8 protein-coding genes and 1 tRNA gene are annotated in these 12706 nt (G+C 63.1%); 1 reads left to right on the forward strand and 8 read right to left on the reverse strand.

The genetic code is table 11. The annotated features are described in order from the left end of the window. Positions 1-70: 70 nt before the first annotated feature. Positions 71-2332 (reverse strand): BGTF surface domain-containing protein, encoded by a 2262-nt coding sequence (locus AC6I6L_RS14430; protein ID WP_497918466.1) that lies wholly within the window; start codon positions 2330-2332, stop codon positions 71-73. Beyond that, entirely contained in the window at positions 2325-4445 is a 2121-nt protein-coding gene (locus tag AC6I6L_RS14435; protein WP_497918467.1) for a DUF7978 family protein, read from the reverse strand. Before AC6I6L_RS14435 ends, AC6I6L_RS14430 begins: the two co-directional genes overlap by 8 nt. 254 nt (positions 4446-4699) lie before the next feature. Here AC6I6L_RS14435 and AC6I6L_RS14440 point away from each other — a divergent pair, with 254 nt between their 5' ends. Continuing rightward, positions 4700-6232 carry a (R)-citramalate synthase gene (locus AC6I6L_RS14440; RefSeq protein ID WP_497918468.1) on the forward strand — a complete coding sequence of 511 codons (1533 nt, stop codon included), beginning with the start codon at positions 4700-4702 and terminating at the stop codon, positions 6230-6232. Between the two features lie 48 nt (positions 6233-6280). Here AC6I6L_RS14440 and AC6I6L_RS14445 read toward each other — a convergent pair whose 3' ends face one another. The 6 genes from AC6I6L_RS14445 to AC6I6L_RS14470 form a co-directional block, all read right to left on the reverse strand. Beyond that, positions 6281-6472, reverse strand: coding sequence for a hypothetical protein (locus AC6I6L_RS14445; RefSeq protein WP_497918469.1), 192 nt, complete (start codon positions 6470-6472; stop codon positions 6281-6283). A gap of 113 nt (positions 6473-6585) precedes the next feature. Continuing rightward, positions 6586-8385 carry a 4Fe-4S ferredoxin N-terminal domain-containing protein gene (locus AC6I6L_RS14450; protein ID WP_497918470.1) on the reverse strand — a complete coding sequence of 600 codons (1800 nt, stop codon included), beginning with the start codon at positions 8383-8385 and terminating at the stop codon, positions 6586-6588. 304 nt (positions 8386-8689) lie between these two features. After that, positions 8690-8774 (reverse strand) — tRNA-Ser (locus tag AC6I6L_RS14455). 120 nt (positions 8775-8894) lie between these two features. Continuing rightward, positions 8895-11585 (reverse strand): phosphoenolpyruvate carboxylase, encoded by a 2691-nt coding sequence (gene ppc / locus AC6I6L_RS14460; RefSeq protein WP_497918471.1) that lies wholly within the window; start codon positions 11583-11585, stop codon positions 8895-8897. A 474-nt stretch (positions 11586-12059) separates the two neighbouring features. Next, on the reverse strand, positions 12060-12236 hold the full coding sequence (locus AC6I6L_RS14465; RefSeq protein ID WP_497918472.1) for a hypothetical protein: 177 nt from the start codon (positions 12234-12236) through the stop codon (positions 12060-12062). A gap of 173 nt (positions 12237-12409) precedes the next feature. Further along, complete coding sequence (locus tag AC6I6L_RS14470) at positions 12410-12703, reverse strand: DUF8072 family protein (protein ID WP_497918473.1); 294 nt, start codon at positions 12701-12703, stop codon at positions 12410-12412. Positions 12704-12706: the final 3 nt, after the last annotated feature.

Raw genomic sequence — 12706 nt, forward strand, 5'->3', positions numbered from 1 at the left:
GCGAGAGCCCAACCGGCCGACGGTGTGACGTCGGCGATCGAGGTGACGTCGCCGGTGGCGTGACGTACTGTCAGCCGGTTCGATCGCCACCGTCGCCCGATGGAGAACGTACGCGGAGTGCTACGGTTCCGAGAACGCCGATGATGGCCACCACGATGGTAAAGCCTGACTGCCCGTCGGCGTCGAGCTGGACCGGCTGCTCGGTTCGGTCGACGACCTCGACGGTCGTTCGATGCTCGGCCTGGTCGACGACGACCGCGAGTTCGTGGGTTCCGGTCCCTAGTGGTTCCGGGAGGTCGAAGGTAATCTCGGCGGTTCGGTTGGACTCGAGCGTAACGGAACGCTCATCGACGACTTCGCCGTTGATCTCGAGTCGCGCGTCGGCAGTGGTATTGTTCGCTCCGTCGTTGATCACCGTCGCTGTCGGCGTGCCGGTCGTGTCGACATCGAGATTCAGATCGAACGAGTCGATACTGAGGGGAGTGTCGCCATCGCGTTCGATCGGTTCCCCTGATTCGCTGTCGGTCGATTCGATCTCGGCGGGGTCGACCACCTCGACTGTTGTCGTTTCCAGCATCGTCTCGACGGCGAACTCGACGGAATAGGTGCCGGGTGCTCGTTCTTCTTCGACCGTAAATTCGACAGTTTCGGATGCGCCCGGATCGAGGGAAACGAACGCCTCGTCGACGAATTCGTCGTCGAATCCCGCTGCGACGAAGGTCTCGGTACTCGCAGTGCCCGTGTTGATCACCGTGACTGCGAGATCGATCGGATCGTCGGTCGCGACCTGGTTTGGCACGCTCACGTCCTCGATTTCGAGGGCCGGTTGTGCGTCGTCAGTTTCGCCTTCGATCTCGACGGTCCCACGCTGATTTGCCGAGCCCGCTCGTATCTCGTACTCGACAGATCCTGAAAGCCCGCTCGTCGGTGCCGAGAGGAATACTGTCGTCCCTTCTCCCGGTCCGAGCGTAACGGACTGGCTCTCAGAGACGTCTCCGGCGAGAGACAGTTCGATATCGAAGGTTTCCTCCACATCCCCTGCGTTTTCGATCACCACGTCGACTGGAAGTTGCTCGCCGCCCTCGACTGTCGGCGGCGCGTACGCATCGATTTGGGGCTCAGCTACCGCTTCGACTCCCGCTTCCTCGATCGTTCCGACCGTTCGATCGACTTCCGTGCCGTCGTGAGAGAGTTCGAGTTCGATCTCCTGACCAGTCGACGCCCCGCTCGCGTCGAACGTCGCCTCGAACCGGCCGTCGGATTGAACTTCGACGACCTGTTGGTCGACGAACGCACCGGAGACGCGTGCGCTGACGGTCAGTTCCGATCCCGGCGCGAGGGTGCTTTCTCCGGTGATCGTCGCATCGGGCACCGGTTCGACGACCGGCTGTCGCGGATCGAACGCGGCCTCTCCCTCGATCACGTCGAACGTCGTCTCCACGCGCTCTTCGCCGTCGACGTACGGGTTCTCGTCGTCGATCGAAAATGCGGCGGTGTACTCCTGGCCGGGTTCCAGCGCGCTGTCGGCGGTGTCGATGAGGACGTAAAAATACCCCTCGGCGGTCGCCTTGTACAGATCGACGGCACTGATATCGACCTCGCTCTGGTCGACGTTCGGGCCGGGATCGGTCGTGACGGTCAACGAGACGCCTTCCGATCCCGGATCGAGATCGGAGACGTCGTCAACGTACCCGCCGAGTCCGGTCGCGGCGATACCCAAAACGGCCAGATCCCCGTCAGCGATCGTGCTCGTTCCCTCCGCGGCCGAGTCGATATCGCTGGCGCTCTGTGGCGTACTCGTTCCGGGGAGTACGCCCGATTCGATCGTTTCGGTGGATCGAGGCCCTTCGATAACGAGGAATGAGGTATCGACGTATTCTCCGCCGCTTTGCAGATCGATAACGTAGTCTCCCTGTTCGACCGGAGAACTCAGCGTGTTCGTCTTTCGCGTCGCCGTTACCACCGTCGTTCCGTCGCCGCCGGAGAAGACTGCATCGGCCGTACTGGCATCGGAGTGCCAGCCACCGGCGTAGTACGTATTCATTTCGAGATCGATCCATCCGTCGCCGTCTTCGTCACGGACGGTCACGTCGACCTCGTAATTAACCTCCTCCTCGTCACCGACGGTTACCGTCACCTCCTGGCCCGGATCGACGCTGACGCCGATCGTCGCGACGTCGCCTTCGATAACGGAGACCGTTCCGTCGAACGACGGATCGACGGTCGTTGCCCCTGCAACCCCCGCGCTCGTGACGACCACTGTCGCAATCATAAGAACCGCGAGACAGGCCACAGTATTCCGGAGGGGTGAGTTCACAACTCCGTCAGTCATTTCGCCCCACCTCGCGGGGGGCTGGCTCCGACTCGAGGTCTGCCGCCGCCGCTTCGGGTTCGTCCTCGGTGGAACTCGACGCCGCAACCGAACTCGATCGGGCGTCGCCGGCCGCTGCAGTCGTTGAGGCGTCGCCATCGAGAACGGATGCCAGCGCGCCACCAGCGCCACCGGCGACGATCCCGAAGCCGGCCGCGGAGAGCGCTGCGGAGTCGAGACTGGCCTCGAGTGCGATCAGGTCCGACCCGAAGGTGACGAGATTCGCCGCGGCGAGCATCGCGACGACGTATCCGATCGCGACCGGCGACCCACGTTTGACGCCGTCGACGAGGGGCGTGCTCCCGTCGACACCCTGCCGGCGGGCGAGCAGGAATCCCGCGCCGGCAAGCACGACGACCACAACTGCGTAGTACAGTTCGGCCGTGACGGAGCCCCCGAGGAGTTCGAGCGCGGCCGCCGGTTCCGCAGTCCGTCCACCCTCCGCTGCCGTGGCCAGATCGACGTTGTTGCCGCCGAAAACCGCCCAGACGGCGAGTTCCCAGATGGCAACGTCGATGCCAGTTCCGAGTTCCTCGTGAAAGACGGTCGCCCCGGACCCGGGTGCAAAGTCGCCCGGTTCGCCGTCGATCGAGCCGGCGATGTAGAGCGTGTCGACGATCACGACGAGATAGGTTAGCAGGTACGTCGCACAGAACGCCCCGATTCCGACGACGCCGCCGGTGATCGCAAGTTGTTGTCGATCTATGGGGTCAGAAGTTGTCGCGGACGAGTTGGCCGAAGGTGAGTCGGCCACACCGGAGGACTGCTCGATCGCAGCCCCTGCTTCGGCTTTCTCGCTGTCGGCCGTCCCGTCGTACGTAAACCGCGGGGAGGCTTCTCCCTGATCCGACCCTTCGTCAGGCGACGCCGCCGCCCGATCGGCCGTCGCTTGCGTGCCGTCCGACTCGATTCCGTCGTCAGTTTGTCGTTCCCCACTTCGATCGCGATCGGTGGGAGAGTCAGCATTGACGGGCGACGATTCGTCGGCCGCGGTGGGGTCGGGTTCCTCCTCGACCGTGTCAGTCCCGCGTTCGGGTTCGCCGTTGCGGTCGTCTTCTGCGGCCTCGGTTGCCGTCTCAGTCGACCTGGCATCGGCGTCGGTCACGGTCTCCGACGCTCCGTCCAGATCGGAGCGATCCTCGTCGCGATCGTCGACGACCCAGCGACGTTCGCCCGCATCGTCGACACGCCGTTCGGCTGGTTCCGCGGTGTCGTCCGATTCGGAAGGGGCAGTGGGATCGTCGTCCGATTCGGCAGGGTCGGTGGGGTCGTCGTCCGATTCGGCAGGGTCAGCTGTTTCACTGCCGGCAACCGCTTCGCCAGTCGATCGGTCCTCGGTGTCGATCGGCTGCTCGCCAGCACCCTCGGAATCGCCGGTCGCGTCCTGCTCGTCGGTCTCGCCCGCTATTCGGTGAGCAGGCATCTCGTCGTCCGGTTCGATCGATCGATCCGGCTCGTCTTCGACGCCGGTATCGGCCTCAACGGCGCTCTCTGCGTCCGGTTCCGTGTCGGCTGCGTCCTGGGTAGCGTCGTCTTCCGCTACGATCTGGTCCGTTCCGGATGCCGCTTCGGTGGCTGGTTCGTGCGCAACCGTTGACTCCGCGTCCGGTTCCGCCTTAACCTCGTCCTCGGGGACTGACTCCGCTTCAGCCTCGTCCTCAGGGACTGGTTCCGCCTCAGCCCCGTCGTCAGCGACTGACTCCGCCTCAGCCTCGTCGTCAGGGATTGGTTCCGCCTCAGCCCCGTCGTCGACCGACGCGCCTTCGCTCGCGGTCTCTGTCTCGGTCTCGACGGTAGAATCCGCGGACGCGGTGGCGAACTCGCCACCGGTTTCGTCCTCGTGCCCGCCGTCGACGCTGTCTGTCGTTTCTTCCGGCGTTCCGGTGTCTCGAACCTCGTCGCCTCCGCGACCCGAGTCCCCCGGTTGGCCAGCCCCCGCTGTGCCCGTCTTCGCCTCCCCGTCGGCCGATCGATCGGAATCCGCTCCGTCGATGGCTTGAAGATCGGCCCCGCATTCGGGGCAGAAATTCGCTATCGACGGAATTTCCTCCCCGCATGCATAACAGTACCTCATATCAGTTCAAGTGAAAAACAGACGTGTAAACATTACGGTCGATTACGGCCAATTTCGCCGCGTATCCGCAATAGTGGGAAAATTACGGCCGATCGATTCGCCCAGACCGGCGGATTTAAGACGATGAGATTCGATAGGACGACATACAATGGCACGAGATTCGTTCTCATCGCCGGATTCCGAGGATAGAGGAAGTCGGGGCAACCCGGCTGGATGCGAAATTCAGCGACGATACTAGTCGCAGTTCATCACTCTTGCCTGTAACTCACTCCGCCGACCAGACGATTCCATCAGACCGTACCGTCCGCCTTCTCGATACCACGCTTCGCGACGGCGAACAAGCACCCGGCGTCTCGCTTTCACCCGACGAGAAAGTCGAGATCGCCCGTGGGCTAGAGCGAGCCGGCGTCTCCGTGATCGAGGCGGGCAGCGCCTGTACCGGCGCGGGTGAACGCCAGGCGATTTCGCGCGTCACCGATCTCGACCTCGACGCGCGCGTCACCAGTTTCTGTCGCGGGATACAGACCGATATCGACCTCGCACTCGAGTGTGGCGTCGACGGCATTCACCTCGTCGTCCCCTCGAGCGATCGCCACGTCGAAGGCAAAGTCGGCACTTCCCGCGAGGACAACCTCGCAAAGACCGCCGAACTCGTCGAGTACGCCGCCGACCACGGCCTCTGGGTCGAGGTCATCGGTGAGGACGGCTCCCGTGCAGACCTCGACTATCTCGAGGAACTCATGGGGACCGCACTCGAGGCCGGTGCCGATCGGACCTGTTTTGCCGACACCGTCGGCCACACCGGGCCGGAGCGCACCGCCGAAGCCGTCGCCAGGCTGGCCGAACTGGGACCAGTCAGCGCCCACACCCACGACGATCTCGGCCTGGGTGTCGCCAACGCCCTGTCGGCGATTTCCGCGGGTGCCGATCTCGTTCACTGTACCGTCAACGGACTTGGCGAACGCGCCGGCAACGTCGCACTCGAGGAGGTCGCGATCGCCCTCCACCACGTCTACGGCATCGACACTGTCGAACTGACGGAGCTGTACGACCTCGCACAGATCGTCTCGCGAGCGACGGGGATCGCCCTCCCACCGAACAAGGCCGTCATCGGCGAGAACGCCTTCACCCACGAGAGCGGCATCCACACCGATGGCACTCTCAAAGACGACAAGATGTACGAACCCTACGCCCCGGAAACGGTTGGCCGCGAGCGCCGACTCGCCCTCGGCAAGCACACGGGCCGTGCCGGCGTCGCCGCGACGCTCGAAGAACACGACGTGGAGGCCAGCGACGACGAAATTGCGGAAATCGCGAACCGCGTCACCGAACTCGGCGATCGCGGCCGTCGCGTCACCGACGCCGACCTGCTGGCGATCGCCGAAGACGTCACCGGCGACGATCGCGAACGCGTCGTCGAACTCCTCGATCTCACCGCCACGAGCGGCGGAGACGTTCCAACGGCGGGTATCCGACTCGACGTTGGCGGCGAGGAACGCGTCGCCAGCGGAACCGGCTCTGGACCTGTCGATGCAGCCGTCTCCGCCGTCCGTCAGGCGCTCGGATCGGCGGCCGACGCGGAACTCGAATCCTACCACGTCGACGCCGTAACCGGGGGAACCGACGCCGTCGTCACCGTCGAAGTCACGATGGCCCGCGACGATCGATCGGTTACGGTCGCTCGAAGCGAAGCCGACATCACCCGCGCGAGCGTCGAGGCGATGGTCGACGCGCTCGATCGGCTGCTCGCAACGGAGAGTCAGCCGCTCGCACTGGCCGACGATTGACGGACGATTGACCGTTTTCACCCGCAATACTCCTGTGTCTCGGCTCGGTTAGTGAAACGGCTGTCGACCGAGCACGCCCCACGGATCGAATAGGTAGGCGAGAAACAGGGCAACCATCACGACGAACAGTCGTGCGATCGCGTTGGCGGACGAGGGAATCCCCGGGTCGAGCGTGAACGCCATCAGTCCCGCGACGCCGATCCAGAGGGTTCCGACGATCAGTCGCTGGCGCTGGTCCATGGTCGAAAGTTCGAGTTGTAGATAATGAAGCTCTCGTGTTTCCGCGGCGAGTTCGACCGAGTGAGTTCGTGTTTCCGCGACGAGTTGGAACGGGAGAGCACGGACCAGACCGATCAGATGAACAGATCGCTGTTGACCGTCCGATCGTCGAGCACCTCTTTTCGGTTTTGGGTCTGTCCGACGTCCTCGTAAGCGACCGGCGTCTCGACCTCCTCCGCGTTCGGTCCCGGTTCGTTACCCACGTAGACGATGTTCGGGTTCGTCCCGATGTCTTCGAGGAGTTTGAACGTCGAATCTCGTCCGTCGGCGTACGACTGGATCACCTGCTCAGCCTGCTCTTCGTCGGTGACGCCGGCATCCGAGGCCGGCTCGACGTCTCCCTCCTCGAGAAGCTGGACCGCTTCCTGCACCTCGGCGGGCGTAATCTCCCGGCTCTCGTACCGTTCGACCACGTCCTCGATCGCGGCTTCGGAGTCTGGGACCACGGTGTCCAGTTCGTTCCTCGCTGCCTCGAGCGCCTCCCCGTCGGCATCGCCGTCGTCGGCTTCGTCGAGGAGCACGTCGACGATCGTTTCGATCTCGGATTCGGCCGCTTCCTCGCCGACCACGTCCGTGACCGGGGCTTCGATGATTCCCTGGAGCACTTCTCTGATGGCCTCGTCTGCTGCGGCTTGCGGGTCTTCTTCCTCCTCGGCATCGATCACGAACTGGAGTTCGTCGGCGTCGACCTCGTCTTCGAGGTATCGGACGGCTTCGATTTCCGTCTGATCCCACTCGCCCGGCAGGAACGTCATTTCGAGCAGGTCGATATCGCCTTCGACGAACGCGTAGGCTTCCTCGACCTCCTCGATGCTCGGACTCTGGCCCTCGACCATGTTCGCCGCCCGCGATCGGGCGACGTTCGAGAGGTACTGCTGCGGGTCGCTCTCCGGGTCGTTCATATCCCCGAACTGGATGACTTGCGGCGGGCAGGCATCTTCGCAGGCCGTTCGACCCACGAACTCCTCGCCTCTGGTCCCGTCCTGGCGCGACGGACAGAACGTACATTTTTCCATGACGCCCCGTGGACCGCGGCTGCTGACCCACCGGCCGCGGGCGTCGTAGAGGTGGTCGTCGTCGATCTCGTCCGTCGAGATGTCGGGTTCTTCCCACTGGAAGTAGTTGACGCCGTACGGACAGGCGACCTGACAGTACCGACAGCCGATACAGACGTCGTAGTCGGTCAACACGAGTCCGTCGCTGTCACGCGTGTGTCGAGCTGTCGTCGGACACACTTTCTCACACGGCGCGTCAGTGCAGTGCTGGCAGGGTCGGATAAGCGCGTTTCGACCGCCGGGCGTCGAATCCTCGAAGTAGAGGATGTACATCCAGTTTGCGCCCTGGTCCCAGCTGTGTTCCTCCTGGCAGGCCGTGACACAGGAGAGACAGCCGTCGCAGTGCTCGAGGTCGAGGACCATTCCCCACTGCGTCCCTTCAGCGTGTTCGGGTGTGTCGCCGTCGTCGTCCTCGTCCTGTGTCGCCGCGAGTGCCCGTCCATCCCCCGAATCGGCCGTTCCCCAGGCCCCCAGTCCGACTGCCCCAGCACCCGCACCCATCTTCTTCAGCACGTCTCGGCGCGATTCCTCGTCGACGCCGAAGCGCTCGAGCACCCCACCGAACCGACTGCGTTCACCGGATTCGATCGGGCGCTCGTCTTCCCCGAACTCCTCCATGACGTCGTCGTGGTACCGACCGTGGAACTCTGCCTCCGAGAGTTCCCCCTTCGTGACGTTCATCGCGTCTTCGGCCATCCGCATCCCGAGTTCGGCGTCGTACTCGGTTTCCTCGAGCATCGCTTCGGCCCGCTCTTGCCACCCTTCCCCGAGCGGGTGAAACGCGTCCGCCGCCGAGTCGTCATCTTCACCGGTGCTCATCGAACACCCTCACCCCGAATCGTAGTGATCTCGTAGAACGCGACCATTGGTAGCTACTGACACGCACAAGAAGCAGCCGTGAGCGAATAAAAAATCGCCTTGCACTCTACGGCCGTGCGGTGGACGAGTTCACCGATTTCGATCGACTCGACCGTTCGGTTTAGTCGATCGGACAGCCTCCGACCCTGAACGCCGATCAGGTTACCGTACTCTGGTTGTGTCGCGAAACCGCCGGCGAACGTGGAAGTCAGCAAACGGAAACCGGACTCACCAGTCGATGCTAGACGGACTGTTGGCGGAGAAGCGCCGAGAGGGAGATTTGAACTCCCGAGTCCGTGAGGACAGCAGATTTCGAATCTGCCGCCTTGGCCGGGCTAGGCTATCTCGGCTCATCACTATCTATCCGGGACACGTTTTTACCCGTTTCGATTCGTTGCAGGTCTGTGAGTCGATCACGCCCCTCGGATCGAGCCACGATACGACTCCAGAGAACGTGTGGCCAGACGCGATTACCCGGTGTTTTTCATACCGGCGGCGATTCCTTTCACCGTCAGTCGCAGCGTCCGTTCCTCGATATCGGTCCGGTGGGTCTGATCGAGGAGATACGTCTGCAGGAAGTTCAGCGGATCGACGTACGGGTTGCGCCGTTCGAGGTTCTCACCGAGCCAGTCGCGGGTGTGCAGTTCCTCGCGCTGGCCGATCTCTTTCGTCAGTTCCGCCGCGCGCTCGTACTCATCGATCAAACGCGGGAAGAACCGATCGCGGAGGTCCTCATCGGCCAGGCTGGCGTACTGTTCAGCGATCTCCGGTTCGGTTCGGGACAGCGAAAGGGCGGCGTTGTCGAGGGTGGTCTGGAAGAACGCCCACTCGTCGTACATCTCCTGGAGCGTCTCGACGGAGCCGCCGTCGTCGAGGTACGCGTCGACGCCCGTCGCGATGGCGTACCAGCCCGGTAAAATGCACCGCGATTGCGTCCACGAGAAGACCCACGGGATCGCTCGCAGGTCCTCGACCGTCCGTTCGCCGCTCCGGGAGGCCGGCCGCGAGCCGAGGTCGAGATCCTCGATGACGGTGATCGGGGTCGCCTGCTCGAAGTACTGGACGAAGCCCTCGCTTTCGAGGAGGTCGCGGTACTCCTGGCGGGCGGCGGAGGCCATGGTTTCCATCGCGTCGATCCACTCCTCAGGAACCTCCTCTGTGGGCTGTTCCATCGCGTACAGTCGCGATCGAAGCTGCGCGTTGACCATCTGTTCGATGTTTCGCTCAGCGATGCGCGGATTGGCGTACTTCTCCGCGATCGCCTCGCCCTGCTCGGTGAACTTGACCTGTCCGGTCACGGTGGAGTTCGGCAGCGCGAGCAGCGCCTCGTTCATCGGGCCGCCACCGCGGGAGATCGAACCACCGCGGCCGTGGAACAGCCGCATGGTGACGTCGTAGTCGGCGCAGATCTCGCCCAGTCGGCGCTGGTTCTTGTACAGCGACCAGTTGGCGGCGAGGAAGCCGTTCTCCTTGTTCGAGTCGGAGTACCCCAGCATGATCTCCTGGGTTCGGCCGCGGGCTTCGAGGACCTGAGCGTAGGCCTCGTTCTCGTAGAGCGTCCCCATGATACGTCGAGCCCCCGAAAGCGCGTACTCGGTCTCGAGCAGCGGCACGATGTCGATCCCACAGTGTTCGGGCAGGGCGACGACGTCGGCCTGATCCGCGAGGAACAACACTTCCAGGACGTGACTCGGCTCGTCGGTCATCGAGATCGCGTAGGTGTCGATCGCCTCGATGCCGTACTCCGTCTGCCAGTCTGCGAGTCGGTCGAACAGCGTCAGGACGCGCGTCGACTCGTCGGAGAGACCCTCGGTGTTCTCGAGGTCGATCAGAGGCTCGTCCTGAAGGACGGCGTCGGTCAGCAACTCGACGCGTTCGTCTTCGGAGAGCGCGTGGTAGTCGATTCCCTCTCGTTCGAGGGCTTCAGCGATCGCGTCGGTGTGGTTTTGCTGGTGTTCGCGCAGGTCGAGGCTGGCGAGCGAGAAGCCGAACGTCGCGACCTGCCGGCGGATCGGATCGACGTGGGCTTCGACGACGGTTTCAGCGCCGTTGTTCCGGAGGCTCTCCGCGATCGCCTCGAGATCCGCCAAGAGTTCGTCGACGGTGTCGTAGCCGCCGGGCCGAACGTCGCCGACGCGATCGAGGCGCTCGCGCATGAGTTTGAGCTTCTGCCGGTAGGGTTCCCCGGGGTATCGCTCCTCGGCCGTTTTTGCGCTCCCCGGCAGTCGCTCCTGATCGGCCTCCAGTGCGGCCTGGAACGCCGATCCGGCGTCGATTCGACTGCCATCCTGGCTCAAGACGCCCGAGAGGCGCTTGAGCTGGTCGCGATACTTCTCGAGGACGACTTCACGCTGGCGTTCGAGCGTGTTCGCCGTCACCTCTGGGGTCACGTACGGGTTCCCGTCGCGGTCGCTGCCGGCCCACGAACGAAACTCGAACAGTTTCGGGATCTCGAGATCGTTCTCGACCTCCTCGTCGATCGCGTCGGCGAGTTCGTCGTACACTTCCCCGACGACGTCGAACAGCGTATTCTCGAGGTACCACTGGACGTTTCGCGCCTCGTCTTCGGGTTCGGGTTGGCGACGCCGGACCTGTGGCGTCTGCCAGAGGCTCGTCACCTCCGAATCGACGTCGCGCCAGATCTGTTTTTTCTCCTTGTTCGTCAACAGCCGCTCGTCGAGGGTTTCGAGTTCCGTCGCGACGCGCCGGAGTTTCGACTTGACCGTCTTCCGTCGCGCCTCGGTTGGGTGGGCGGTGAACGTCGGCTCGATCAGCACGTCGTCGAGCACCTGCGTAACCGTCTCGACGTCCCGTTCGCCGAGTTCTTCGGCGGCCGTCTCGAGACTGTCCGCGAGCGTTCCTTCCTGGGATTCCGCCCGGAGCGATCGAACCCGTTCGCGTTCCTCTGCCAGATTAATCAGCTCGAAGTAGGTCGTAAACGCTCGCGCAACGATCCGCTGTTCGTGGGGAGACAGCCCTTCGAGTTCCGTGATGAGCGGCTTTCGGGTTTCAATATCGTCCGCCCGGTAGTCGATCGCTGCTTGCCGACACGATTCGACGGTGTCGAACGATCGTCGTGAAGTCTGTTCCTCGAGAACCTCACCGAGGAGGGTCCCGAGTTCGCGGACATCCTGTCGAACGTCCCTGTTATGCAGTGTCATATCCGCCCCGTACGTGTCCGATGTTAAAAATCCCCGTGTCACGAGATGTCGGTATCACACATCGTTTTCCGTGATACTTACTGGTGGTTCTCCGAGTGCAACGATCATTGCTGTCAATAAAACGGTGTCCAGTTTCGCGGCCGAAATGAGATTACGGATTCTAGCGGCGCTACCGTGAAAATTTACTGAGATCCGAATGAGGATACCACGATCGATTTCGAACGGCCCAATGTGATCGACGAAGCGACATTCATTTTCTATATTATTGTGGTTAAACACCACCCCTGTCGGATGCGGCCACTACCGGGGGCCAATCACAGTCACGGCGCACTACGATGCTCGCGCGCGGGCCGATGAGGTGCAGATCGTACCGGCCGGACCGATCGACGGCGCGCTGCGTGGTCGGCAATCGATCGGCAGGCAGATATCGAGGGCACCCCCCAAGCAGGGGTTCTGACACTCGCTCGGTAGCGGCTACCGCATCTCGTCCAGCGACACCACGGTGTCAGACATGAGCCATGCCGTGTCGCTGTCCGGCCGTTCGATGCTCAGTGCAAAAAACGAATCACGTCCGTCGTCGACAGTTATGTGGTAGCCGCGGGTCCGGAGCGACTCACCGCTGGCAGGGGCGTTCGGTTCGACTGAAGTCACAGTCGTTCTCGGGGCCGCGGCCGAATAACGACCGCGGTTTGGAGTTCCGGTTTCCGGCTCTGCTCGAAAGTTCGACGATCGGCCGTCGTTCCGCGAACACCGGACGTGCCGTTCCCCCGATCGCCGCCGAATCGATCGTTTCCGGCGATAACATGCGGACGGATAACGATGAATCAGCCCTCTGTGCCGGATTCGACGGCCGTCGCGTCTGCTACGATCCCAACCATCGACCAGTTTGTCTCGTCTGCATCTTTGCGGCCGACGAGAACCGCGTCGTTATCTTCACTCGAAATGAGCCGGTAGGCAGCGCTGTCGCCCTCACGAGTGGCTTCTGCCTGAAACTCCTGCTGGAAGAACTCGGCTCCGGATACTCGAAACACATCCTCGGTGCCATCGTCGAGTGTTAGCCTGATCGGTTCCGGGCTGACGTTGTGAATCCGCTTTGCGATCGGGTTGAGCGACGCCATACT

It is taken from the genome of Halosolutus sp. DAT137 (assembly GCF_059736405.1).